Below are 23,009 nucleotides of genomic sequence, written 5' to 3'. Positions count from 1 at the left end.
GCGGGTGCGGTATGCAGGACCCATGACGGACGACGAGGACCGGATCGTGGGACTGCTGCTGGCGGCCGGGGGCGGGCGGCGTCTCGGCGGGCGCCCCAAGGCGCTGCTCACCCACCGGGGGCGGCCGCTGGTGGAGCATGCGGCGGAGGTGCTGCGCGCGGGCGGCTGCGCGCGCGTGCACGTGGTGCTCGGCGCCGGCGCGGACGAGGTGCGCGCCCGCGCGCGGCTGCCGGACTGCGCGCTCGTCGACAACCCGGCGTGGGAGCGGGGCATGGGCGGCTCCCTGCGGGCGGGGCTGGACTCCCTGGCCGGCACGGGCGCGCGGGCCGCGCTGGTCTGCCTGGTCGACCAGCCCGGGATCGGACCGCGCGCCGTCTCGCGGGTGCTCGGCGCGTACGAGTCGCCCGCCTCGCTCGTCTCCGCCGCCTACGACGGCGTACGCGGCCATCCGGTCCTGTTCGGCGCGGCGCACTGGGCCGGGATCGCCAGGGCCGCGACCGGCGACCGGGGGGCGCGGGCCTACCTGACGGAGCACGCGGACCGGGTCGCGCTGGTCGAGTGCGGTGATGTGGCCGAGGCGTACGACATCGACACCGAGGCGGATCTGGCGCACCTTGAGTGAACCGCGCGTGACGGGGGTGGCACCGAGCGCCACCTTCCCTCGACCCGGAGAATCTCGACATCAACAAAACATTGAACTTCCACCATGAGGAAACTACTATCCACTGACCAGAAGCGCCCTGCGTCCGTACGGGCGTCCACTGCCGTATCCGGGCCGACCGGCACCCGGTGCCACGCACGCCGAAGGAAGTGACAGCCGATGTCCGCACCAGCGCCGTCCCCGCTGGCCATCGTCGACGCCGAGCCCCTGCCCCGGCAGGAGGAGGTCCTCACCGAGCCGGCGCTCGCCTTCCTGGCCGCGCTGCACCGGCGGTTCACGCCCCGGCGTGACGAGCTCCTCGCCCGCCGCGCGGAGCGCCGCGCCGAGATCGCCCGCACCTCCACGCTCGACTTCCTCCCGGAGACCGCCGCGATCCGCGCGGACGACTCCTGGCGGGTGGCGCCGGCCCCCGAGGCCCTGACCGACCGCCGCGTCGAGATCACCGGCCCCACCGACCGCAAGATGACCGTCAACGCCCTCAACTCCGGCGCGAAGGTCTGGCTCGCGGACTTCGAGGACGCGTCCGCGCCCACCTGGGAGAACGTGGTCACCGGCCAGCTCAGCCTGATCGACGCCTACCGGCGCGCCATCGACTTCACCGACCCGAAGTCCGGCAAGTCGTACGCCCTGCGCCCGGACGGGGAGCTGGCGACGGTCGTCATGCGCCCGCGCGGCTGGCATCTGGACGAGCGGCACCTCACCGACGCGGACGGCACTCCGGTGCCCGGCGCGCTCGTCGACTTCGGCCTGTACTTCTTCCACAACGCCAAGCGGCTGATCGAGCTCGGCAAGGGCCCGTACTTCTACCTCCCCAAGACGGAGTCCCACCTGGAGGCCCGGCTGTGGAACGAGGTGTTCGTCTTCGCGCAGGACTACATGGGCATCCCCCGGGGCACCGTGCGCGCCACCGTCCTGATCGAGACGATCACGGCCGCGTACGAGATGGAGGAGATCCTCTACGAACTGCGCGAGCACGCCTCCGGGCTGAACGCCGGCCGCTGGGACTACCTCTTCTCCATCGTCAAGAACTTCCGTGACGGCGGGGCGAAGTTCGTGCTGCCGGACCGCAACGCGGTCACCATGACCGCGCCGTTCATGCGCGCGTACACCGAACTCCTCGTGCGCACCTGCCACAAGCGCGGCGCGCACGCGATCGGCGGCATGGCGGCCTTCATCCCGTCCCGCCGGGACGCGGAGGTCAACAAGGTGGCCTTCGAGAAGGTCCGCGCCGACAAGGACCGCGAGGCGGACGACGGTTTCGACGGCTCCTGGGTCGCCCACCCCGACCTGGTCCCGATCGCCATGGAGTCCTTCGACCGCGTGCTCGGCGACCGGCCGCACCAGAAGGACCGCCTGCGCGAGGACGTCGACGTCAAGGCCGAGGACCTCATCGCGATCGACTCGCTCGACGCCCAGCCGACCTACGCGGGCCTGGTCAACGCCGTGCAGGTCGGCATCCGCTACATCGAGGCCTGGCTGCGCGGGCTCGGCGCGGTCGCCATCTTCAACCTGATGGAGGACGCGGCCACCGCCGAGATCTCCCGCTCCCAGATCTGGCAGTGGATCAACGCGGAGGTCGTCCTCGACAACGGCGAGCAGGTCACCGCCGAGCTGGCCCGCGAGGTCGCCGCCGGGGAACTGGCGGCCATCCGCGCCGAGCTCGGTGAGGAGGCGTTCGCGGCGGGCAACTGGCAGCAGGCCCACGACCTGCTGCTGAAGGTCTCCCTCGACGAGGACTACGCCGACTTCCTCACCCTTCCGGCGTACGAGCAGCTGAGGGGCTGACCCCCCGCGCCCGGGCGGGTGACGTCGGGGGTCACCCGCCCGCGGGCGGCCGTCCTCCCAGGTGGACGGACCAGTCCTGTTCCGCCGCGGGCTTGCCGTGCAGGTCCGGGACGCTCTTCAGCCAGTCCGGACGCCCCCGCCGGGTGCGCTCGGCACGCCGGGCGTTCTCCTCGGCGAGCTCCCGCGCGCCGGGGAAGTCGGTGGGCAGCCAGGCCGCCGAGGACCGCACGCGCGCGTGGAGGTACGCCACGTACGCCTCGCGCACCTCGTCGGGCGTGGCGAAGCGGGAGTCGCCGGCCAGCCAGTCGTCGGGGACCTCGGCGGCGACGGCCCGCAGCAGTTCCTCGGTCACCCTCGGCGCCAGTTCGGCGTCGGCCGCCCGGACGTCCGGCCCGTACCGGCCGAGGGCGTGGTGCCGGAAGTCGTAGGCCTTGGCGGGGTCGGAGCCCTCCCAGCGGTGGTGGAACACCAGCGCGGCCCCGTGGTCGATGAGCCACAGACGCGGGCGCGCGACGCCCAGCGTCGGCCACACCACCAGGTTGGAGCTGTGCACGGTCCGGTCCACGTTGACCGTCAGCGCGTCCAGCCAGACGATCCGCCCGGCCTCCAGCGGATCGACGGAGAAGTCCTGAGCGACCTCCGGGGTGAAGTCCCGCGCCCCCGGGAGGTGGTCCATGCCGAGGTTGGTCCCGGCGCTCGCGGCATGCAGCTCCCGCACTTCCTGGTGCGGCTCGCCGGCCGCCACCGCGGGATCGAAGTGCACCAGCACCAGTTCGGGGAAGCGCAGCCCGAGCGCCCGCGCCAGCTCGCCCACGATCACCTCGGCGACCAGTGCCTTGCGGCCCTGCGCGGACCCGGTGAACTTCACGACGTAGGTGCCGAGGTCGTCGGCCTCGAACACGCCGGGGACGGAGCCGCCGGAGTGCAGGGGTTCGATGTAGCGGACCGCGGTGACCTGCTTCAGCATGCTCCCGGGGCACCTCATCCTCGTCCGGCGTCGAACAGGCATCGTAACCGTCACGGCCCGCCCGGCCGGGATCCGGGCGGGCGGGGTCATTCGTTCTCGGCCTTCTCCGGTGGGGGACGCAGCATGCTGAGGGTGATGGACGCGGCCAGCACCACGACGATGACGGCGAGGCTGACGAGGGAGGGGATCTCGGGCACGGAGGTGCTGATCGTCTTGTGGGCGGCCTGGAGGACGAGCTTGACGCCGATGAAGGCGAGGATCAGGGCCAGGCCGACGCTGAGGTAGTGGAAGCGGTCGAGCAGGCCGGCGAGGAGGAAGTACAGGGCGCGCAGGCCGAGGATGGCGAAGGCGTTGCTGGTGTAGACGATGAAGACGTCGCTGCTGACGGCGAGGACGGCGGGCACGCTGTCGACGGCGAAGACGAGGTCGGCGGCCTCGATCGCGGCGACGACGGCGAGCAGCGGCGTCGCCACGCGCTTGCCGGCTTCCTTCACGAAGAAGTGCGGGCCCGCGTACTCGTCCTGCACGGGGACGACCTTGCGCAGCAGTCTGACGGCGAAGCTCTTGCCGGGGTCGAAGCTGTCGTCCTCCCCCTTGAGGATCTTGTAGCTGCTGTAGAAGAGGATGGCCGCGAAGACGAACAGCACGGCGGTGAACTGGTTGACCACCGCCACACCGGCGGCGAGGAAGAGACCGCGGAAGACCAGGGCGCCCAGGACACCGAGGAACAGCACGCGGTGCTGGTACTCCCGGGGCACTCTGAAGTAGCCGAAGATGAGGGCGAAGACGAACAGGTTGTCGACCGACAGGCTCTTCTCCAGGAGCCAGGCGGTCGTGTACTCCACTCCGGCGTCCGTGCCGACCACGAGGAAGACGACTCCGCCGAAGGCGATGGCCAGTCCGATCCACCCGGCGCTCCAGATGGCCGCCTCGCGGAAGCCGATCACATGCGCCTTGCGGTGCGCCAGCAGGTCGACCGCCAGCGACACCACCACGGTGACACCGAACACCATCCACAGCCAGAACGGCACATCATGCACGGGCATGTCTCCTCAAGGGTGATCGGCCGGCGTTGTCCTACCCGAGTCTGGGGCATATGAGGGGTCGTTGTCTCTTCTTCGGTGCGCCCTCCGGGCGTGTGAGGGGGAAACGGGCGCTCACCGGCGGGCCAGCGGGTTGGGCACGGGCCGGTAGCGTGCGTCCGCGCCGTCCGCCGCGGTCCAGCGCAGCAGGAGGTTGGTCTTGGCCGGGAGGACCGGGGCGGTGAGGAGGGCGGGGATCTCGGGGAGGTCGTGGCGGGCCAGTTCCCGGTGGACGGCGGGCCAGGGGTCGAGGCCGGGGTGGTGCTCGGCGAGGGCGGCGGCGATCTCCATGAGGTGGTTGACGACCAGGCAGTACACCAGGCGTTCCCAGCCGGCCGCCCGGGACACCGTGGGCAGGGACGCCGCACCGTGCGCCCGCGGGAGGAGTTTCACTCCCTCGGCGTCCCGGAACAGGGCCTGTACAGGCATGCCGTCGCCGTCCACGGCGATCAGGGTGTTCTGCAGATGGGCCTCCAGGACCACGCCGTGCTCGGCGAAGGCCGTCAGCGCCGGGGGCACCACGCGGGACAGGTACGCCTCCCACCAGTGCGCCGGACGGGCGGTGGCGGCGAGCGGGCTCCCGTCGAAGCCCTCGGCCAGCGCGGCCGCGAGGCAGGGGGTCGCACCGGGTGCGACATGTCCGCGCAGCCCGTCGCGCACGACGACGGCCAGTTGTTCGAAGGCGAAGTCGGCGGTGCGGTGGCCGCGGTCGCTCAGCCAGGCGGGGGCCGCCGGGCCGGCGGGGGCGGCGAAGGCGCGGCGCACGGCCGTGTCGGTTCCGCGCAGTGCCAGCAGGTCGTGACGCCACAGCCGGCGGATGTCGTTGGTGATGCGCACGTCCAGGCTGAACTTCCAGAACAGGTCGTCGCCGGGGGCGTACACCGTGCGGATCGCCGCGGTGGGCCATACGGGGAAGGCGGTCGTGCCCAGCCGGAGCAGGCGGCCGTCGGCGAAGGCGGGGGCCAGGTCGCGGGCGGCGAGGTCGAGTTGCCAGGGGTGGGCGGGCAGGAGACGGTAGCCGGGCGGGGCGGTGCCCAGGCGGTCGAGGGCCGCGGTGTCGCCGTCCTCCACCACCGTGTCCTCGCGCAGTGCCAGCAGCGTCAGCGGGAAACGGGCGTGCGCCTCGGGTGCGTACGGCAGCCAGTCGGCCGCGGGGCCGCCGCCCCTCGCCTTGGGGGCGGGGTGGTGGGTGTGCCCGGTGATCAGGGACTGTTCCGAGCGCAGATAGGGGTCGTCGGGTGGGGCGGCCCGCGCACGGGCGTCGAGCAGCGCGGCCACCGCGTCCCGGCTGTCGAGCATCTCGGCGGGCAGTTCGCGGTTGGTGAGACCGGTGTGCCGGCGCAGCTCGTCGGCGACGAGCGCGACCAGTCCGGGGTGGCCGACGCGGTGCCAGGCGCCCGCGGTGAACACCTCGGGGGCGGCGGGGCGGCGGGTGCCGCGCACCCGCAGCAGCCGGCCGGTGCCGGGGAGCCGGTACGTCCGCGGGGCGTCCGCGTCCCGGGCGGTTTCCGGCCCCGTTTCCGGGCCGGCTTCCGGGTCGGTTTCCGGGTCGGACAGGGGCTCGGCCACTTCGCGCAGCAGGCAGTTCAGCAGCGGTACGGCCGCGTAGGCGTCGGCGCGTCCTGCCGGGCCGGCGCGGTTCGCCGCGTGGTCGTCTGCGGGCGGGGGCATGAGGTCCACGCGTTCTGATTCCCTACGGTCTGTCCGGCGGAGACGATCAGTATGTCGGTCGTGCTCCCCCGTTCGTCCCACCCCGTACGTACCCCGAGGAGTCCGCCCGTGCACCGTCCCCCCACCGCCGAGGCCGAGATCGCCGACGAGCTGGCCTCCGTACGGCCCGGTCTCGTCGACGGGTACACGGGAGGGCTTCCCGGCGCCCGCGCGGCCGTGCTGACCCGGCTGTGGCGTGGTCTCGCGCACGAGCCGCTGCCGTGGGTCGCCCGCCGTGAACCGGCCGGCGACGGGCTGACGCTGCGGCTGGCGGACGGGCGGCGGCTGCACGGGCCGCGGGCGGATCCGTACGCGACCGGCGCGTACGTCACCGCGGTACGGCTGGACGGGGCCGGGTACGACGATCCGGCACGGCTGATGACGGATCTGGCCGTACCGCACTCGTCGGTGTTCGCCGCCGAACTCGGGCACAGTGTCGCGTCGTTGGCGTTGTCGCGGGCGGGGCGGCGGATTCACCCGCGGGAGTGGCCGGACCGGGACTGGGAGTGGGAGCAGCGGGTGACCGACGGGCATCCGTTCCATCCCGGCTGCCGGTCCCGGCCCGGCTTCTCGGTGGCGGAGCAGCTCGGTTACGGGCCCGAGCACGGGCCGGTGGTGAAGCTGGGGCTGGTGCCGGTCCCGGCCGGGGAGTGCCTGGTGACGGGGGTGTGGCCGGAGTGGCTGCGGGAGGGGGGCCGGGTGCTGGTGCCGGTGCATCCCTGGCAGGCGGCGCATGTGCTGAAGCGGACGGGCGAGGGGTGGCTCGCGGCGCATCCGCTGATGGCGCTGCGCACCCTGGCGCTGCCGGACGGGCCGCATGTGAAGACGTCCCTGAGCGCCCGGCTGACGTCCTCGGTGCGGGACATCTCGCTCGGTTCGGTCGCCGCGTCGGCGGTGCTGTCGGACTTCGGGGAGAGCGTGGCGGCGCGGACGGACGGGCTGCTGCACATCACCCGCACGCTGGGCGCGGTGGCGGCCGGGTCGCCCGATCTCGCGGCGGTGCTCCGCGAGTCGCCCGGGGTGTACGCGGCGGACGGGGAGCGGGTCGTGCCGGTGGCGGCGCTGGCGACGACCGGACTGCCGCGCTCCCCCGCCTGGCTGGGGCGGTTCACGGCGCTCGCCCTGACCGTCGCGCTGCGCCTGCTGGAGCTGGGGGTGGCGCTGGAGGCGCACGGCCAGAACCTGCTCGTGGTGCTGTCGCCGGACGGGGAGCCGCTGCGGCTGGTCTACCGCGATCTGGCCGATCTGCGGGTCGGCCCGGCGCGGCTGGCCCGGCACGGCATCCCGCTCCCCGACCTGCCCGCCCGCATGGTCACCGACGACGAACGCACCCTGCGGCGCAAGCTGTTCGGCTCGCTGGTGGCGGGGGCGCTGGCGGGCACGGCGGGCTCCGCGCCGGTGCTGCGGGCGGCGCTGGAGAGCGCCGTGGGGGATCTGCCGCGCACCCCGGACCTGGCCGCGCTGACCGGTGAACCGCTGCCGGCGAAGGCGCTGACGCTGATGCGGCTGTCGCCGCGGACGGCCGGGGACCAGTGGGCGCGGCTGCCCAATCCGCTGCGGACCTGAGCCCCGGCCGCTACCGGACGACGGCGGGTGCGTCGGCGGGGGCGCGGAGCAGTGCCTGCGGCAGGTAGCCGGATCGCACGCGCAGGTCCCAGCCGTGCACCTGGACGGCCAGGGCGGCGAGGGCGATGGTCCGGTGGGGCAGCAGGCTGCGGGGCGGCGCGTCGGCGGGCGCGTCCTCCCGGTACCGGACCAGGCGGTCGGCCAGGGCCCGTTCGAAGGCCGGCTGGTCGTCCGCGAGGAGCACGCGCAGCAGCCGCTGGTCGGGGGTGGGGTCGTCGAGGGCGCCCAGGCGCAGTGCCCCGTCGAGGCGCTCGTCGACCTCCGGCATGCACAGCGTCACCTCCGGCCAGTTCCGGGGCAGGTGGCCGTCGGCGGTGGACAGGTAGCAGGCGAGGGTTTCCATCTCGGCCAGTTCACCGGGGTCCGAGGCGGAGTCCGGCCGGGAGTGCGGCAGCCCGTCGAGGATCGCGGGCGCGTGGTCATTGCGCAGCAACAGCCCGATGACCCGGTCGCGTTCCCACACCAGACCGCTGATCAGGCTCAGCGCGAAGGCGTCCAGCCAGTCCCCGGCGGTGGCCGCGTAGTCGACGACGGCCGCGAAGTCCGTGTCCTCGCTGCTCATGCTCTCCCCGACCAGGGGGAAGCGGATCTCCTGGTCGCCGCCGGGAAAGCAGCCGAGGTCCAGGTGTCCGAGGGCGCACTCCGCCGCGGTGTCCAGGACGAGGGCCGGCGCGCCGGCGAGGTCCGGGTCCGCCAGGCTGCGGGCGGCCACGTGGTCGAGGAGGTCGTCGCGCAGGGCCCGCAACCGGGCGTCGGAGTAGCAGTCGTAGCGCAGCGTGTGCCAGTGGCCGAAGGTGCGGCTTCTGATGTCCGCCAGGGCCTGCTCGGTGCTCCGCCCGCCGACCTCGTGCCGGGCCACATCCGTGATCGTCATGGGCCGCATCCTGGCAGCCGTCGGCGGACGTGACGATTCCGGGGACCGACGCGGCGTCAGCGCTCCGTCGGTGCCTCGTTTTTGTCACGGGCATGCTTGATCAATAGGATCCGCCGATGATCAGAAGAAAACGGCCGGTGGCAGGCGCCTGTGTCCTGCTCGCCGCACTGACGGCCGGGCTCGCCCTCCCGGCCGGGGCGGCCGCCGATGAACCCGCGGGCCGGGACGCGCCCAAGGTCAATCTGCTCCTCGACGTGAGCGGCTCGATGCGGGCCGAGGACATCGACGGACAGTCCCGGATGGCGGCGGCGAAGCAGGCGTTCAACGAGGTGCTGGACGCGACGCCGGAGGAGGTCGAACTGGGCATCCGCACGCTCGGCGCGAACTACGCAGGCGACGACCGCAAGGAGGGCTGCAAGGACACCGCGCAGCTCTACCCGGTCGGCCCGCTGGACCGCACCGAGGCCAAGACGGCGGTGGCCACGCTCGTCCCGACCGGCTGGACGCCCATCGGCCCCGCGCTGCTGAAGGCGGCCGACGACCTCGACGGCGGCGACGGCTCCAAGCGCATCGTTCTGATCAGCGACGGCGAGGACACCTGCGCCCCGCTCGACCCGTGCGAGGTGGCCCGCGAGATCGCGGCCAAGGGCATCGGACTGACCGTCGACACCCTGGGCCTGGTGCCGAACGCCAAGCTCAGCCGGCAGCTCAGCTGTATCGCGGAGGCGACCGGCGGCACCTACGCCTCGGTCGAGCACCGGGACGAACTCACCGACCGGGTCAACGAGTTGGTGGACCGGGCGGCCGAGCCCGTGGTGACCCCGGTGGCCGCGCAAGGCGCCGACTCGTGCGCGAAGGCGCCGGTGCTGGAGTCCGGCCTCTACACCGACCGTGAGGAGTTCGGGCAGCAGCGCTGGTACCGCGTGGAACTGTTCTCCGGGCAGGAGCTGCGCGCCTCGGTGAGTGTGGCGGCGGACCGTGCGGTGCGTCCGGACTACGGCGTGCTGCTGCGGGCGGTCACGGTGCACGGCCGGGAGATCGTACGCGGCGAGGCCGCGGGCAACGGCCGTACGGATGTGCTCTCCACCGGTCTGCGGTATCCGAAGCCCGAACGGGACGACGACGACAGCGGCAAGCCCGCGGCCGAGGTCGTGTGCCTCGGGGTGACCAACTCCTTCTCGGCGGACGCCGGGGTGAAGACCACCCCCGGTCTGCCGCTGGAGCTGACCGTCGACGTCGTGGACGGACCCGGCGGGGCGAGCGACGTGGCCTCCTTCGGTCTGGGCCGGGGCTGGTGGCTGCTCGGCGCGCTGCTCCTCACCGGCTTCGTCGCCGGTCTGCTCTGGGGCTGGCTGTCCCGCTGGCGGTTCGCTGTCTGGAGGACCAACTGATGCGCGCCATACGTGTACTGGGCGCCGCCCTGCTGACGCTCGGACTGGCGGCGGCCCCCGCGGCGGCCGACTCCTCGCCCTCCCCGGAGGCGTCCGGCGACGGCGCGGGGCCCACCCGCGCGGGCACCTCCTTCCGTACCGCGACGGAGGTCGAGCAGGGGCAGACCGCCACCGCGCGCGCCTCCACGGGCGACTACCTGTACTGGTCGTTCCCCGCGGACGCCGGGCAGCGCCCCACCGTGCGGGCGTCGGTGACGCTGCCGGAGACCCACGCGGCCGAGACCTGGCAGATCGACGTGTACGACGGTCTGCGCCGCCGCCAGGCCTGCCAGTACGGGGCGCAGACCCGCACGGCCGGCGCGGACGCGCCCTCGGTCGAGCTGGAGTGCGTGCTGCGCACGGTGCGCGCCTGGTCGGAGCCGTGGGCGAACGACCCGCTGCCGGGCACGTACTACGTCCGGCTCACCGCGCTGCGGCTGTCGGCGTCCGACCTCGGTCAGCCGGTCAACGCCGAACTGCGCGTCGAGTCCAAGGACATGGGCGGCGCGGCGGCGGTCGACGGCTCGCTGTCCGAGCCGCTGGTGCCGGGCATCGCGACCCGGGCGGAGCCGGAGGAGGAGAGCGAGGACGGGGAAGCCGTCCTCGCCGGTCTGGAGCCGGAGGACGGCTGGACCTCCGGCTGGTGGTCCGACCGCTGGATCTGGACCGCCGCGGGCGGCGCGCTGGCCGCGCTCGCGGGCGTCGCCGGCTACCGCCTGACGCGGGGCTCCGGGCGCCCGCCCGGAGTACCGCCGACCGTGTGACACGGCCCCGGAAGGCCCGCCCCGTGCGGGCCTTCCGGCTGTCGCGTCACCTCTCCCGCAGGCCCTTGGCGAGCGTGCCCTCGCCCGACACCTCCACCCGCCCGGCGCGGACCGCGTCGGCGAGGGACAGCTCGCCGCGGCTGATCGCCGTACAGGTGCCGGTGTCCAGGGTCAGCCGGGCGTCGGGTTCCTCCGGGGCGGGCCCGTCGCCGTGCACGGGACCGGTCAGGGCGCCGGCGCGCAGATGGAACCTGCCCTCCTCCAGGTGGACTTCCACCAGCCCCGTCTCCCCCTCCAGGGCCCGCAGCAGGGGCAGCGCGAACCAGTGGGCGCGCACCGCGTCCGTGAGGCGCCGCTCCCCCAGCTCGGCCTCGCCCCAGGCGCCGAGCGCTTGCAGGACGGGGAGCAACGCGGTGCCGCGCGGGGTCAGTTCGTAGACGAAGGCCGCTCCGGGCGGGGGGAGGCGGCGGCGGGTGGTGAGGCCGTCGCGCTCCATGTCCTTCAGCCGTGAGGCCAGTACGTCCGTGCTGACGCCCGGCAGGTCCGCGTGCAGGTCGGTGTAGCGGCGCGGGCCGGCGAGGAGTTCGCGGACGATCAGCAGGGTCCAGCGGTCGCCGACGGTGTCGAGCGCACGCGCGGCGGAACAGTACTGGTCGTAGCTTCGGCGAGGTGGCATGCGACGCAGTCTAGACATGTCGTTGGACTTTCCAAGCTCCCACTTGGTAAAACCAAGTAACACCAGAATCCGGAGGGGCGCATGGAGTTCCGGCAGTCGAGCAAGCTCAGCGAGGTCTGTTACGAGATCCGCGGTCCGGTGATCGAGCACGCAGACGCGCTGGAGGAGGCGGGGCACAGCGTGCTGCGCCTGAACACCGGCAACCCGGCCCTGTTCGGCTTCGAGGCACCGGAGGAGATCCTCCAGGACATGATCCGGATGCTTCCGCGGGCGCACGGCTACACCGACTCGCGCGGTGTCCTCTCCGCCCGCCGCGCGGTCGCCCAGCGCTACCAGACCCTGGGCCTGGAGGTCGACGTGGACGACGTCTTCCTCGGCAACGGCGTCTCCGAGCTGGTGTCGATGGCGGTGCAGGCCCTGCTGGAGGACGGCGACGAGGTCCTCGTCCCCGCACCGGACTTCCCTCTCTGGACCGCGGTGACGACCCTCGCCGGCGGCAAGGCGGTCCACTACCTGTGCGACGAACAGGCCGAGTGGTACCCGGACCTGGACGACATGGCCGCGAAGATCACGGACCGCACCAAGGCCGTGGTCATCATCAACCCCAACAACCCGACCGGCGCGGTGTATCCGAAGGAGGTCGTGGAAGGCATCCTCGACCTCGCCCGCCGGCACGGCCTGATGGTCCTCGCCGACGAGATCTACGACCAGATCCTCTACGACGACGCCGTGCACCACTCGGCCGCCGCCCTCGCCCCCGACCTGGTCGTCCTCACCTTCTGCGGGCTGTCCAAGACCTACCGGGTGGCGGGCTTCCGCTCCGGCTGGCTGGTGGTCACCGGCCCCAGGCAGCACGCGAAGGACTACCTCGAGGGCCTGACCATGCTGGCCTCGATGCGGCTGTGCGCCAACGCGCCCGCCCAGTACGCCATCCAGGCCGCGCTCGGGGGCCGGCAGTCCATCCGCGAGCTGACCGCGCCCGGCGGACGGCTGCGCGAACAGCGGGACGTGGCCTGGGAGAAGCTGAACGAGATCCCCGGCGTGAGCTGTGTGAAGCCCAAGGGCGCGCTGTACGCGTTCGCGCGCCTGGACCCCAAGGTGCACCGGATCCACGACGACGAGAAGTTCGTCCTGGACCTGCTGCTGCGGGAGAAGATCCAGGTCGTCCAGGGCACCGGTTTCAACTGGCCCTCCCCCGACCACTTCCGCATCCTCACCCTTCCCCACGCGGACGTCCTGGAGACGGCGATCGGCCGGATCGGCCGGTTCCTGGGCGGATACCGGCAGTAGAAGGCCAGGAACCGCCGACGGAACGATCGCGTCGGATCAAGGTATGCAAGAAGAGAAAAAGGGCTGTGCGGGCATCTTCCTGGCGGCCGCCGGAGCCGTCACGGCCGTGCTGACCTGGGCACCGAAGGCGCGGGTCAGCGTCCACGGCGGCTTCGAGGGCATGCACCGGGACCTGAGCGTCCTGTACGTCGACCTCCCCCTCATCGCCGCCGGCGGCGCACTCGTCCCGCTCGCCGCCTGGCTGCTGGCCCTGCGCACCTCACGCCGCCCGTGGCTCGCCGCCGCGTTCGCCGTGGGCGCACTCGGACTCGGGATCTGGGGCCTGCTCAGCTGGTGGACGCCTTACGAACGGCCCGAGTTCATGGGTTAGGTCCCGCACCACCCCTTGCCGATGCCGCAAGCCTGTTGCAGCACCGTCAGCGCCTCGGAGGAGGCGGATGCGGGCTCCGCGGTGAAGGTGACGAGGGACTGGTGCGGTTCCCGCGGGACGTGGAACGTCTGTTGCGTGACGGTCAGGTCCCCGACGACCGGATGTGCCAGGTCGTAGACGTCGCGACCGCATGGCTCGACGGTGTGTTCGGCCCACAGCGAGGCGAACGCGGGGCTGTGGATCGCCAGTTCGCCGACCAGCGCGGCGAGGCGTGTGTCGTCGGGGTTGCGGGCCGTCAGGATGCGCAGGTTGCCGACCACGGCACGGGCCTTGGCGGGCCAGTCACGGTAGAGGGCGCGGGTGTGCGCGTCCAGGAAGACCAGCCGGGACAGGTTGGGCCGGGTCTCCGGGTCGTCGGGCGAAGCGGAATCCAGGTGACCGGCGAGCAGGGTGTGCCCGGCTCTGTTCCAGGCGAGCACGTCATTGCGGCGGCCCACGACGAGTGCGGGCACGTGCCCCATCGCGGCCAGCAGCGTCCGCAGATCGGTGGAGGCGCACTCTTCGGGAGGCGTCGCCGGCCCGGTCCGGTGCCTGGTCGTCGTCGACAGGACGTGCAGGTGTTCCCGCTCGGCCGCGGTCAGTCGCAGGGCGGTCGCGATCGCGTCGAGGACCTCGGCCGAGGCGTTGAGCGACTGGCCCTGTTCGAGCCGGGTGTAATAGCCGGCGCTGACCCCCGCGAGCATCGCGAGTTCCTCCCGGCGCAGCCCCGGCACCCGGCGCCGGTCCCCGTACCGGGGCAGGCCGACGTCGTCCGGGCCCAGTTGTGCCCGCCGCGCCATCAGGAACTCACCGAGCGGTGATCTGCGGTCCATGGCGGCAAGTATGCGCGGCGGCCGTGTCCGTCGCCTGCACCTGTCAGGGGTAGGCAGGAGCGGGTCTGGTCACCTGACCCCGGGACCTTCAGGGTCGATCACACGGATGACGGCGCACCCCTTCCGCATCCGTCCCACCCGCCGTCCACGACGCAGCCGAACGCATCGCGCACCGGCCCTGCGCGTCACACCCGAACGAGGGAGACACATGCCCACCACCCCGCCCGCGCCGCTTTCGCCCACGGAGACGACCGTCACCACGATGGAACTGGGGGACGTCGAGATCACCCGCGTCATCGAGTTCTCGGACGTCTCCCCCATGACGACCGACGTGTTCTTCCCCGGCAGCAAGCCGGAGGAGTGGCAGCGTCACGCCGCACTGCTGGACCCGGACCACTGGGACGCCCGTACCGACCTGACGCGCGTCGCCACCCAGTCCTGGGCGCTGCGCAGCGAAGGCAGGGTCATCCTGATCGACACCGGCGCGGGCAACGGCAAGTACCGCCCGCTGCAGCCGATCTGGTCGTACCTGAACACGAACTACCTGGAGAACCTCGCCGCGGCCGGTATCGAGCCGGAGGATGTCGATCTCGTCGTCAACACCCATCTGCACGACGACCACGTCGGCTGGAACACCCGGCTCGACGGACGCGACTGGGTGCCCACCTTCCCGAACGCGACCTACCTCATGCCGCGGCCCGATGTCGAGTACTGGCGTCCGGAGAACCTGCCCCGCACCAGGTTCGGCCGGGGGAACCAGAACGTGTACGAGGACAGCGTCGACCCGGTGATCGACGCCGGCCTCGTCAGGACCTGGGACGACGCCTACGTCATCGACGCCAATCTGCGGCTCGAACCGGCACCCGGGCACACTCCGGGTTCCTCGGTCGTCCACCTGGACTCCAAAGGCGACCGCGCGGTCTTGGCCGGCGACCTGATGCACGGCGCGATCCAGGTCCACGAACCCCACCTCAACAGCTGCTTCGAGGAGGACGAGGACGCCGCCCGCGCCAGCCGGGCACGGATGTTCGCCTACGCGGCCGACCACAACGCCCTCGTGCTGCCCGCTCATCTGCCCGGCCACGGGGCCTTCGAGATCGGGCGCAGGGGTGCCGGGTTCGAGCTCTCCGCCTGGGCGCCCTTCTCCCGCACCTGACGATCCGCCCGAAGGGCGACCTCGCACCAGACCGTCTTGGTGTACGGGTCGCCCTCGGTGGCGCCCCACTGCGTCGACAGTGCCTCGACGAGGAGCAGGCCGCGGCCGGACTCCGTGTCGGATGCGGCGGGTTCCAGCGTGCCGGGTGTCGGTGGGCGGCGGTCCGGGCGGGCGTCGGTGAGTTCGATACGGAGCGTGGCGTCCTCCGGGTGGAGGGTCAGCCGGAGCCGGACGTCACGCCCCCGGGCGTGCCCGTGCACCACCGCGTTCGCGGCGAGTTCGGCCACCAGCAGGGACGCCGTGCGGTTGGCCTCGCTGTCGTACGTCCAGCCCCAGGAGGCGAGTTGCTCGGCCGACAGGTGGCGGGCCAGGCGCGCGCCCCGGGCGGTGGCCGAGAGTCGGATGCTGAAGTGGCGGGCCGGGCCCGTGTGTCCGGCGGTCGGGGCGATGTCGACGTTCATGTCACTCAGCGTGGCCGGTCGCGCTCACTCCGCACAGCGGCGGTGACGGTACGCAGCGTCACCGTGCGGATGCTGTCCGGGTCTGTCCGGGTCGCGACGCGTGACGTTCCGCACCGGCGGTGAGTTGGGCACGGGTGGCACAAGGAGGTGCGAGGGTATGAGTGTGGAACCTTACGGCGCGGACGAGGAGTCGGCGGCCGTTCTGCGGACCGTCGGACGGGTCATCAAGATGTGCCGGGAGCGGGAGGGTCTGACCCAGGCCGGTCTCGGAACGGCCATCAGATACAGCGAGGAGCAGGTGTCGTCCGTCGAGCGCGGACGCAGGGCTCCGGCGGAGGAGTTCCTGGAGGCAGCGGACCGGGTGCTCGAAGCGGGCGGGCTGATCTCGGGGCTGAAGAACGATGTGGCGAACGCCCGGTTCCCCAAGAAGGTGCGGGATCACGCGAAACTGGAGTCGGAGGCGGTCGAGCTGTGCGCCTACGCCAACTCGGTCGTGCACGGCCTGCTCCAAACCGAGGAGTACGCGAGGAATCTCTACGTCATGAGGCGACCTCCGTTCTCCGAAGAGCAGGTGGACGAGCTTGTCGAAGGACGTCTGGCACGCCAGAAGATCTTCGATCAGCAGCCCGCGCCGGTCTTCAACTTCGTCCAGGAAGAGGTGACGTTGCGCCGTCCGCTCGGGGGCAGAATGGTGATGCGCAAGCAGCTCGAACACCTGTTGGAGGTCGGTCACCGGCGGAACGTGGAGATCCAGGTGATGCCCACCGACCGCGAGGACCACGCCGGTATCGACGGATCATTCCAACTTCTGCGGCTCAGGGAGGGGGTTACGGTGGCTCACAACGAAGTTCAGCTCACGAGTCGGCTGATCTCGCACGTCAAGGAGATCCAGATCTGCGAGGTCCGTTACGGCGCCATCCGAGCCCAGGCTCTCACTCCTCGTGAGTCGCTCGCCTTCATCGAGAAAGTGTTGGGAGAGACATGATGACCAACCCCTCCACGGAGCACGGCCGCCCACTGGAGTGGTTTAAGAGCAGCTACAGCACCGCCGACGGCCCCGAGTGCGTAGAGGTCGCCGCCACCCCCGAGACCGTCCACGTCCGCGACTCGAAGCACATACACGGCCCCCGCCTCACCTTCGCCCCCCACCAGTGGGCCGCCTTCCTCCCGTACGCCTCCGGACGACGATGACCCGACCGCTCACCGCCGCGCAGCGCCGCCTCGTCGAAGCCGCCGATCCCGACACGGGACGGCTGAGGGGTACGCCGGCGCAGCTCGCCGCGCTGGTGAAGCGCGGGCTCGCCTTCCGGCACCCGAGGCCGCCGCACGATCACTTCCTGACCCCGGCGGGACATCGGGCGCGGGAGGCGGAAGCGGCGCCGGAGCCGGTGACGGCACCGGACGCGACCGGGGTGTTCGCCGCGCGGGCCGGCGGTGAGCACCCCGCGCCGGAGTCGGGCCCCGCCCGGCTCCGGGAGGTGCGCGGCGCCTGGCAGGGCATGCTGGAGCTGCGCCGGATGACCAATCCCGACGGGGCGACGAACCGGCCGTGCGGCTGGGAGCGTTCGCATCTGGTGCAGGCCGCCGCGCTGGCCCTGGAGGCCGCCGGGCACCGGCCGGCCGGCACGGACGCCGGGGACGGCGGCTACCGGGTGCGGGAGACTCCGCAGCCGGAGGCGGTCGCCGTGTACGAGCCGGACGGTACGGCGCTGCGGGCCTGCGCGGCCACGCTGGAGGGAGCAGGCTGGCAGGTCGGGGAGTACACGGAGCCGAGGACCCGGACGCGTTACCTGCTGGCCTCCCCGCGCCGCGTGTGACGCGCATGCCAAGATCGGTGGGCGATGCACCGGACCGATCGGGCGCGAAGGGGACAGAGACAGTGAGCAGCGAGCCGTTCTCCGTACGGGTGACCGTGCGCGGATACGAGACCGACGTACAGGGCCACCTCAACCAGGCCGTGTACCTCAACTACGCGGAGCACGCGCGCTGGTCGCTGCTCCAGGCGGCCGGGATCACCCAGTCCGGGCTCATCTCCCAGGGCGTGGGGCCCGTCGCGCTGGAGACCACCATCCGCTACCGGCGTGAACTGCTCGCCGGGGACGAGGCGGACGTGAGCTGCGCCTTCTCCTGGAGCGGCGGCAAGGTCTTCACCATCGAGCAGACCATCACCAAGGCCGACGGCACCCTGGCGGCCGAGATCACGGCGGTCGGCGGGCTCCTGGACCTCGGACGGCGCAAGCTCGTGCCGAATCCCCAGGACGTCTTCCGGGACCTGGCGAAGGATCCGGGCCTGTTCGGACTGTAGCCGGGGTTTCACACGCTGAAAGTTTCCGTCGTCCGCTCCCAAGTTTCCAGGCCATCCGCTCCTACAGTGGACCAGACCACCAGAGAGGAGCGAAGACCCTTTACAGGCCTGGAATCTACGTGCGTAACTAATGACGCGCGCACGTCAAAACGTACGTTCCTCAGTACGGATCTGCCCAGGTGGCAGCGGCCGACGTCACCTCCTTCGCTCATCCCCACATGTGTCCAGGAGGCAGTCCCCATGTTCCCCGTCCCCCGCCCGTTGACCGGCCCCCGCAGACGCACCGTCACCGCCCTCGGTGTCATCGGTGCCGCCCTCGCCCTGACGGCCACCGCCGTCGGCGGCGCGACCGCAGCGCCCCAGCCCGACCGTGACCGCGTCGACGTGGAACCCGGCGAGGCGTACATGGGTGTGGGCGCCCGTATCCACGAGGGCGTTCCCGCCGGTGAGCCGTCGATGGGCGTCCTGGCCCCGACCGACGGCGTCCAGGGCATCGACGTCTCGCACTGGCAGGGCGCCATCAACTGGACCTCGGTACGGAACTCCGGCATCCAGTTCGCCTGGATGAAGGCGACCGAGGGCACCGGCTACAAGGACCCCGGCTTCAACGCCAACTACCCGGGCGCCTACCACGCGGGCGTGATCCGCGGCGCGTACCACTTCGCACTCCCCAACGCCTCCAGCGGCGCCACCCAGGCGAACTACTTCGTCAACAACGGCGGCGGCTGGTCGCGCGACAACCTCACCCTGCCCGGCGTGCTGGACATCGAGCACAACCCCTACGGGGCCATGTGCTACGGCCTGTCCACCACGCAGATGCGCAGCTGGATCAACGACTTCTACAACACGTACAAGTCGCGCACGAGCCGTGATGTCGTCATCTACACGACGGCGAGCTGGTGGAACACCTGCACCGGCAACTGGACCGGCATGTCCGCCAAGAGCCCGCTGTGGGTGGCGCACTGGACCTCCGCGTCGGCCCCGTCCATCCCCAGCGGCTTCCCCACCTGGACGGTGTGGCAGTACACCAGCACCGGTTCGGTCGGCGGTGTCTCCGGCAACGTGGACCGCAACAAGTTCAACGGCTCCCGCGACCGGCTCCTGGCGCTCGCCAACAACACCTGACGGTTGCGGGCTCCGTCCCGTACGCGATCACGCGGGGCAGCCGGCGGCCGTCCGTCGCCGGCTCCCCCGCCTCCCCACGCCCCCTCCCCCCACGAGGAGTGATCGTGCATCCCGAGAACGCCTCACGGCGCCGCCTCCTGATCGCCGGTGCGGCCGGCCTGGCCGCCGTCACCGCCCTGCCGGGCACCGCGCAGGCGCGCGGGACCGCAGCCGTCGAGCCGGACATCGACTCCACCGCCGCCTGGGGCGCCCGCTCCCCGCAGGGGACCATCAGCCTCCTGACGTACCGGCCGAGCAGGATCGTCGTCCACCACACGGTGAGCACCAACTCCACCGACCTCTCCCGCGCCCAGGCGCACGCCCACGCCCACTGGGTGCAGGACCTGCACCTGGACAAGAACCGCTGGGCCGACACCGGCTACCACTTCCTGGTCAGCCGGGGCGGCTGGATCACCGAGGGCCGGCACGGCAGCCTCCGGGCCCTGACCGGGGGCCGGAACTTCGTGCTCGGCTCCCACACCTCCGGGCAGAACAACGCGGCCATCGGCATCGCGTGCGAGGGCGCGTACCACGCGGGCGCGGTGCCGCCCGATGCCCAGTGGGACGTCCTGGTGACCCTGTGCGCGTACACCTGCGCGCAGTACGGCATTCCGTCCGCGCAGATCTTCGGCCACAAGGACTACGGCGAGACGCTCTGCCCGGGCGTGTACCACGACATGCTCCCGCGGCTGCGGGAGGAAGTGGCGGCGGCCCGCTCGGCGTGACCCCGCGGGCCGCCCGCCCACCTCATGGCGCGGCAGGGGCCTTCACGCCCGTGAGGTCCCCGCCCGGTTCCATCGGGTGGGTGACGTCGGTCGCCTCGCGGCGGCCGTTGCCGAGGTGGTTGAAGACGACGTTCAGGAGGACCGCCACCACGCAGCCCGTGGAGATGCCCGAGTCCAGGATGATCCGGGCCGTCTCCGGGGCGGAGTGGTAGAACTCCGGTGCGCTGATCGGGATGATGCCCACGGCCAGCGAGACGGCCACGATCAGGACGTTGTTGTCCTTCTCCAGACCGGCCCGGACCAGGGTCTGGATGCCGCTCGCCGCGACCGAGCCGAACAGGACCACGCCCGCGCCGCCGAGCACCGGGCGCGGTACGACGGCGATCAGCGAGGCGGCCATCGGGCACAGGCCCATCAGTACGAGGAAACCGCCGCCGGTGGCGACGACGTACCGGCTGCGGATCCGCGTCATCGCGACCAGGCCGATGTTCTGCGCGAAGGCGCTGCACATGAAGCCGTTGAACAGGGGGCTGATCGCGGAGCCGAGGGTGTCGGCGCGCAGTCCGGCCGCGATGGTCCTCTCGTCGGCCGGGCGGTCGACTATCTCCCCCAGGGCCAGCATGTCGGCGGTCGACTCGGTCATCGAGACCACCATCACCACGCACAGCGAGATGATCGCGGCGAGCTGGAACTGCGGTGCGCCGAAGTGGAACGGCGTGGGGAAGCCGACGATGTCCGCCTCCGCCACCGGTGAGAAGTCGGTGACCCCGAACGGGACGGCGAGGAGGGTGCCGGCCACCATACCGAGCAGCACGGCGATCTGCTTGACGAAGCCGCGGGTGAAACGGCGCAGCAGCAGGACGATCACGAGGGTGGCGGCGGCCAGGCCCAGGTTCGTGGCCGAGCCGAAGTCCTCCGCCGTGGGGCTGGATCCCTGGGCCCAGCCGAAGGCGACCGGCAGCAGCGAGACGCCTATGAGGGTGATGACCGTGCCGGTGACGACCGGCGGGAAGAAACGCACCGCCTTGCTGAAGAACGGCGCCGCGAGGTAGCCGAGGAGGCCGGCGACGATCACCGCGCCGAAGATGATCGGCAGGGCGTCGTCCTTGTCGTCGGTGGCGGCGACGATCGCGGTCATGGGGGCGACCCCGGCGAAGGTGACGCCGTTGACGAAGGGCAGCCGGGCGCCGATCTTCCAGACGCCGAGGGTCTGCAGGAAGGTGGCGAGGCCCGCGGTGAACAGGCAGGCGCCGGTGAGGAAGGTGAGTTCGGTGCCGGAGAGACCGATGGCCGCGCCGACGATCAGGGGCGGGGCGACGACTCCGGCGTACATGGCGGCCACGTGCTGCAGGCCGGTCGTCGCCATCTTGAGCGCGGGCAGTTTCTCGTCAACGGGGTGGTCGGCCACTGCGGCTCTCCTCCGGTCGGGTACACGTCGGCTCTGACGTGGGTGTCAAGGAGGTGGTGCGGGTGGGCATGGGGGTACCTCCCGCTCGAGCGAAGTCGAGAGTGGGGGAGGGACCGGGGACGGGGAGGGGAGGGTGACCGTCTCCGGGGCGCAGTCGTCCACGCGCGCCCCGGAGACGGCCGTCGCGGATCCCGGAAAAGGGGTCCACGATCTCCGGCCGGGAGCCGTCCCTCCCGGCCGGAGACGTCAAAGGGGGGTCAGGCCCGCGCGGCGATCCGCGCCAGCCGCCGCGCCTCGGCCCGGGTGGAGCGGGCGATCGCGTCCTCGTCGGCCGTGAGCAGGCGGCCGTTCTCCACGATCTGCCGGCCGTTCACGAACGACGCGGTGACCGGTGCCGCCGCGCCCAGGACCAGCGCGGTCACCGGGTCGGCGATGGAGGCGTGGGCGAGGGTGTCCATCCGCCACAGCACCAGGTCGGCGAGCTTCCCGGGCTCCAGGGAGCCGATCTCGCCCGCGCGGCCCAGCACTCGGGCCCCGCCGTAGGTGCCGAGCCGCAGCGCCTGCCGGGCGTTCAGGGCGGCCTCGCGGTGGGGACCGAGGCGGTTGACGAGGAGGGCGTTGCGCAGTTCGGTGTGGAGTTCGCCGGACTCGTTGGAGGCGGTGCCGTCCACGCCGAGGCCGACGGGGACGCCGGCCGCGAGCAGGTCGGGGACGCGGGCGATACCGGCCGCCAGGCGGGCGTTGGAGGAGGGGCAGTGGGCGACGCCGGTCCCGGTGCGGGCGAAGGCGGCGATGTCGGAGTCGTTCATGTGGACGCAGTGCGCCATCCACACGTCCTCGCCGAGCCAGCCGGTGGACTCGAAGTAGTCGGTGGGGCCCATGCCGAACAGCTCGTGGCAGAACTTCTCCTCCTCGACGGTCTCCGAGCCGTGGGTGTGCAGGCGGACACCGAGTCGGCGGGCCAAGTCGGCCGCGTCCCGCATCAGTTCGGTGGAGACGGAGAAGGGCGAGCAGGGGGCGACGGCGACCTGGGTCATGGCGCCGGACGAGGTGTCGTGGTGCCGGCGTACCGTCTCCTCGGTGGCGGCGAGGGCGTCGTCGAGGGTCTCGACGGCGAAGTCCGGGGGCAGGCCGCCGTCCTTCTCGCCGCGGTCCATGGAGCCGCGGGCGAGCGTGAAGCGGACGCCCATGTCACGGGCGGCGCCGATGATCGCGCCGGACAGGTCGCCGGAGCCCCGCGGGAAGACGTAGTGGTGGTCCATCGCGGTGGTGACGCCGCCCCGGGCCATCATGGCGAGCGAGCCCTCGGCCGCCGCGCGCACCATCGGCTCGTCGATGCGCGCCCAGGTCGGGTAGAGCGCGACGAGCCAGTCGAACAGGTTGTGGTCGGTGGCCAGGCCCCGGGTGATCCACTGGTAGAAGTGGTGGTGGGTGTTGACCAGGCCGGGGGTCGCCAGATGTCCGGTGGCGTCGATCCGGCGTACGACGTTGTCGAGCCCCTCGGGGGCCGTGCCCGCGCCGAGCGATTCGATGCGGTTGCCGGCGAGGACCAGGTGGCCCGAGGCGTACTCGGTGTCCTCGCCGTCGACGGTCGCGATCGCGCAGTTCTCGATGACGATGCGCCGGTCTGCTGCCATGGTTCGTCCTTTGCGGGTACGTGGAGTGGGCACGGCAGGACCCTGA

The 23,009-nt window shown here is 72.1% G+C and carries 23 protein-coding genes; 14 read left to right on the top strand and 9 right to left on the bottom strand.

Annotated elements, in window-relative coordinates:
* The first annotated feature begins 22 nt into the window (after window positions 1-22).
* Window positions 23-622 (top strand): nucleotidyltransferase family protein, encoded by a 600-nt coding sequence (locus ACZ434_RS11835; protein WP_468454400.1) that lies wholly within the window; start codon window positions 23-25, stop codon window positions 620-622.
* A 198-nt stretch (window positions 623-820) separates the two neighbouring features.
* A complete protein-coding gene (gene aceB / locus ACZ434_RS11830; RefSeq protein ID WP_468454398.1) occupies window positions 821-2,446 on the top strand; it encodes a malate synthase A in 1,626 nt (541 codons plus the stop codon).
* Window positions 2,447-2,477: 31 nt separating this feature from the next.
* On the opposite strand, the gene ACZ434_RS11825 is transcribed toward aceB, so the two are convergent.
* The 3 genes from ACZ434_RS11825 to ACZ434_RS11815 all read right to left on the bottom strand — a co-directional run bounded on the left by ACZ434_RS11825 (window position 2,478) and on the right by ACZ434_RS11815 (window position 6,166).
* Window positions 2,478-3,413 carry a HipA family kinase gene (locus ACZ434_RS11825; protein ID WP_468454396.1) on the bottom strand — a complete coding sequence of 312 codons (936 nt, stop codon included), beginning with the start codon at window positions 3,411-3,413 and terminating at the stop codon, window positions 2,478-2,480.
* Between the two features lie 86 nt (window positions 3,414-3,499).
* Window positions 3,500-4,459, bottom strand: a complete 960-nt coding sequence (locus ACZ434_RS11820; RefSeq protein ID WP_468454394.1) for a TerC family protein — start codon at window positions 4,457-4,459, stop codon at window positions 3,500-3,502.
* A gap of 111 nt (window positions 4,460-4,570) precedes the next feature.
* Complete coding sequence (locus tag ACZ434_RS11815; RefSeq protein WP_468454541.1) at window positions 4,571-6,166, bottom strand: IucA/IucC family protein; 1,596 nt, start codon at window positions 6,164-6,166, stop codon at window positions 4,571-4,573.
* A 108-nt stretch (window positions 6,167-6,274) separates the two neighbouring features.
* On the opposite strand from ACZ434_RS11815, the gene ACZ434_RS11810 reads away from it, so the two are divergent.
* On the top strand, window positions 6,275-7,771 hold the full coding sequence (locus tag ACZ434_RS11810) for an IucA/IucC family protein (RefSeq protein WP_468454392.1): 1,497 nt from the start codon (window positions 6,275-6,277) through the stop codon (window positions 7,769-7,771).
* A gap of 10 nt (window positions 7,772-7,781) precedes the next feature.
* Here the strand turns inward: ACZ434_RS11810 and ACZ434_RS11805 are convergent, their stop codons facing one another.
* Complete coding sequence (locus tag ACZ434_RS11805; protein WP_468454390.1) at window positions 7,782-8,705, bottom strand: immunity 49 family protein; 924 nt, start codon at window positions 8,703-8,705, stop codon at window positions 7,782-7,784.
* Window positions 8,706-8,821: 116 nt separating this feature from the next.
* Between ACZ434_RS11805 and ACZ434_RS11800 the strand changes: the two genes are divergently transcribed.
* Together ACZ434_RS11800 and ACZ434_RS11795 are read left to right on the top strand one after the other, a co-directional pair.
* Window positions 8,822-10,096 carry a VWA domain-containing protein gene (locus ACZ434_RS11800; protein WP_468454388.1) on the top strand — a complete coding sequence of 425 codons (1,275 nt, stop codon included), beginning with the start codon at window positions 8,822-8,824 and terminating at the stop codon, window positions 10,094-10,096.
* Window positions 10,096-10,899: a hypothetical protein gene (locus tag ACZ434_RS11795; RefSeq protein ID WP_468454386.1), complete on the top strand. Its 804-nt coding sequence runs from the start codon at window positions 10,096-10,098 to the stop codon at window positions 10,897-10,899. The genes ACZ434_RS11800 and ACZ434_RS11795 overlap by 1 nt, the downstream gene beginning before the upstream one ends.
* 46 nt (window positions 10,900-10,945) lie before the next feature.
* Here the strand turns inward: ACZ434_RS11795 and ACZ434_RS11790 are convergent, their stop codons facing one another.
* Window positions 10,946-11,575, bottom strand: a complete 630-nt coding sequence (locus ACZ434_RS11790) for a winged helix-turn-helix transcriptional regulator (protein WP_468454384.1) — start codon at window positions 11,573-11,575, stop codon at window positions 10,946-10,948.
* Window positions 11,576-11,656: 81 nt separating this feature from the next.
* Here ACZ434_RS11790 and ACZ434_RS11785 point away from each other — a divergent pair, with 81 nt between their 5' ends.
* On the top strand, window positions 11,657-12,865 hold the full coding sequence (locus ACZ434_RS11785) for a pyridoxal phosphate-dependent aminotransferase (RefSeq protein WP_468454382.1): 1,209 nt from the start codon (window positions 11,657-11,659) through the stop codon (window positions 12,863-12,865).
* A 43-nt stretch (window positions 12,866-12,908) separates the two neighbouring features.
* Entirely contained in the window at window positions 12,909-13,235 is a 327-nt protein-coding gene (locus tag ACZ434_RS11780; RefSeq protein WP_468454380.1) for a hypothetical protein, read from the top strand.
* Here ACZ434_RS11780 and ACZ434_RS11775 read toward each other — a convergent pair.
* Complete coding sequence (locus tag ACZ434_RS11775; protein ID WP_468454378.1) at window positions 13,232-14,107, bottom strand: helix-turn-helix domain-containing protein; 876 nt, start codon at window positions 14,105-14,107, stop codon at window positions 13,232-13,234. The two genes, ACZ434_RS11780 and ACZ434_RS11775, sit on opposite strands and share 4 nt — an antisense overlap.
* Before the next feature lie 208 nt (window positions 14,108-14,315).
* On the opposite strand from ACZ434_RS11775, the gene ACZ434_RS11770 reads away from it, so the two are divergent.
* Window positions 14,316-15,263 carry an MBL fold metallo-hydrolase gene (locus ACZ434_RS11770; protein WP_468454376.1) on the top strand — a complete coding sequence of 316 codons (948 nt, stop codon included), beginning with the start codon at window positions 14,316-14,318 and terminating at the stop codon, window positions 15,261-15,263.
* Here the strand turns inward: ACZ434_RS11770 and ACZ434_RS11765 are convergent.
* Window positions 15,176-15,724 (bottom strand): ATP-binding protein, encoded by a 549-nt coding sequence (locus ACZ434_RS11765; protein ID WP_468454374.1) that lies wholly within the window; start codon window positions 15,722-15,724, stop codon window positions 15,176-15,178. The two genes, ACZ434_RS11770 and ACZ434_RS11765, sit on opposite strands and share 88 nt — an antisense overlap.
* Before the next feature lie 157 nt (window positions 15,725-15,881).
* Between ACZ434_RS11765 and ACZ434_RS11760 the strand changes: the two genes are divergently transcribed.
* From ACZ434_RS11760 to ACZ434_RS11735, 6 genes are all read left to right on the top strand, one after another.
* On the top strand, window positions 15,882-16,709 hold the full coding sequence (locus ACZ434_RS11760; RefSeq protein WP_468454372.1) for a helix-turn-helix domain-containing protein: 828 nt from the start codon (window positions 15,882-15,884) through the stop codon (window positions 16,707-16,709).
* Window positions 16,709-16,915, top strand: a complete 207-nt coding sequence (locus tag ACZ434_RS11755; RefSeq protein WP_468454539.1) for a DUF397 domain-containing protein — start codon at window positions 16,709-16,711, stop codon at window positions 16,913-16,915. The genes ACZ434_RS11760 and ACZ434_RS11755 overlap by 1 nt, the downstream gene beginning before the upstream one ends.
* A complete protein-coding gene (locus ACZ434_RS11750; RefSeq protein ID WP_468454370.1) occupies window positions 16,912-17,541 on the top strand; it encodes a hypothetical protein in 630 nt (209 codons plus the stop codon). Before ACZ434_RS11755 ends, ACZ434_RS11750 begins: the two co-directional genes overlap by 4 nt.
* Before the next feature lie 62 nt (window positions 17,542-17,603).
* Window positions 17,604-18,029: an acyl-CoA thioesterase gene (locus ACZ434_RS11745; RefSeq protein ID WP_468454368.1), complete on the top strand. Its 426-nt coding sequence runs from the start codon at window positions 17,604-17,606 to the stop codon at window positions 18,027-18,029.
* Window positions 18,030-18,269: 240 nt separating this feature from the next.
* Window positions 18,270-19,154: a lysozyme gene (locus ACZ434_RS11740; RefSeq protein ID WP_468454366.1), complete on the top strand. Its 885-nt coding sequence runs from the start codon at window positions 18,270-18,272 to the stop codon at window positions 19,152-19,154.
* 104 nt (window positions 19,155-19,258) lie between these two features.
* Window positions 19,259-19,918, top strand: a complete 660-nt coding sequence (locus ACZ434_RS11735; RefSeq protein ID WP_468454364.1) for a peptidoglycan recognition protein family protein — start codon at window positions 19,259-19,261, stop codon at window positions 19,916-19,918.
* 22 nt (window positions 19,919-19,940) lie between these two features.
* Here ACZ434_RS11735 and ACZ434_RS11730 read toward each other — a convergent pair whose 3' ends face one another.
* Complete coding sequence (locus ACZ434_RS11730; protein ID WP_468454362.1) at window positions 19,941-21,326, bottom strand: nucleobase:cation symporter-2 family protein; 1,386 nt, start codon at window positions 21,324-21,326, stop codon at window positions 19,941-19,943.
* A 257-nt stretch (window positions 21,327-21,583) separates the two neighbouring features.
* Window positions 21,584-22,963, bottom strand: coding sequence for an 8-oxoguanine deaminase (locus ACZ434_RS11725; RefSeq protein WP_468454360.1), 1,380 nt, complete (start codon window positions 22,961-22,963; stop codon window positions 21,584-21,586).
* Window positions 22,964-23,009: the final 46 nt, after the last annotated feature.

This window comes from Streptomyces sp. NPDC030893 (assembly GCF_055571535.1).
Note: the sequence above shows the minus strand (reverse complement) of the source record. Positions and strands in the feature narration are given on the sequence as shown.

What these genes read in the sequence shown, in the direction of transcription:
- ACZ434_RS11825 (WP_468454396.1), bottom strand. Translation starts at nt 3,413, where the DNA reads ATGCTGAAGCAGGTCACCGCGGTCCGCTACATCGAACCCCTGCACTCC.
- ACZ434_RS11765 (WP_468454374.1), bottom strand. Translation starts at nt 15,724, where the DNA reads ATGAACGTCGACATCGCCCCGACCGCCGGACACACGGGCCCGGCCCGC.
- aceB (WP_468454398.1), top strand. Translation starts at nt 821, where the DNA reads ATGTCCGCACCAGCGCCGTCCCCGCTGGCCATCGTCGACGCCGAGCCC.
- ACZ434_RS11800 (WP_468454388.1), top strand. Translation starts at nt 8,822, where the DNA reads ATGATCAGAAGAAAACGGCCGGTGGCAGGCGCCTGTGTCCTGCTCGCC.
- ACZ434_RS11750 (WP_468454370.1), top strand. Translation starts at nt 16,912, where the DNA reads ATGACCCGACCGCTCACCGCCGCGCAGCGCCGCCTCGTCGAAGCCGCC.
- ACZ434_RS11785 (WP_468454382.1), top strand. Translation starts at nt 11,657, where the DNA reads ATGGAGTTCCGGCAGTCGAGCAAGCTCAGCGAGGTCTGTTACGAGATC.
- ACZ434_RS11820 (WP_468454394.1), bottom strand. Translation starts at nt 4,459, where the DNA reads ATGCCCGTGCATGATGTGCCGTTCTGGCTGTGGATGGTGTTCGGTGTC.
- ACZ434_RS11770 (WP_468454376.1), top strand. Translation starts at nt 14,316, where the DNA reads ATGCCCACCACCCCGCCCGCGCCGCTTTCGCCCACGGAGACGACCGTC.
- ACZ434_RS11805 (WP_468454390.1), bottom strand. Translation starts at nt 8,705, where the DNA reads ATGACGATCACGGATGTGGCCCGGCACGAGGTCGGCGGGCGGAGCACC.
- ACZ434_RS11755 (WP_468454539.1), top strand. Translation starts at nt 16,709, where the DNA reads ATGACCAACCCCTCCACGGAGCACGGCCGCCCACTGGAGTGGTTTAAG.
- ACZ434_RS11725 (WP_468454360.1), bottom strand. Translation starts at nt 22,963, where the DNA reads ATGGCAGCAGACCGGCGCATCGTCATCGAGAACTGCGCGATCGCGACC.
- ACZ434_RS11835 (WP_468454400.1), top strand. Translation starts at nt 23, where the DNA reads ATGACGGACGACGAGGACCGGATCGTGGGACTGCTGCTGGCGGCCGGG.
- ACZ434_RS11775 (WP_468454378.1), bottom strand. Translation starts at nt 14,107, where the DNA reads ATGGACCGCAGATCACCGCTCGGTGAGTTCCTGATGGCGCGGCGGGCA.
- ACZ434_RS11740 (WP_468454366.1), top strand. Translation starts at nt 18,270, where the DNA reads ATGTTCCCCGTCCCCCGCCCGTTGACCGGCCCCCGCAGACGCACCGTC.
- ACZ434_RS11760 (WP_468454372.1), top strand. Translation starts at nt 15,882, where the DNA reads ATGAGTGTGGAACCTTACGGCGCGGACGAGGAGTCGGCGGCCGTTCTG.
- ACZ434_RS11815 (WP_468454541.1), bottom strand. Translation starts at nt 6,166, where the DNA reads ATGCCCCCGCCCGCAGACGACCACGCGGCGAACCGCGCCGGCCCGGCA.
- ACZ434_RS11790 (WP_468454384.1), bottom strand. Translation starts at nt 11,575, where the DNA reads ATGCCACCTCGCCGAAGCTACGACCAGTACTGTTCCGCCGCGCGTGCG.
- ACZ434_RS11795 (WP_468454386.1), top strand. Translation starts at nt 10,096, where the DNA reads ATGCGCGCCATACGTGTACTGGGCGCCGCCCTGCTGACGCTCGGACTG.
- ACZ434_RS11780 (WP_468454380.1), top strand. Translation starts at nt 12,909, where the DNA reads ATGCAAGAAGAGAAAAAGGGCTGTGCGGGCATCTTCCTGGCGGCCGCC.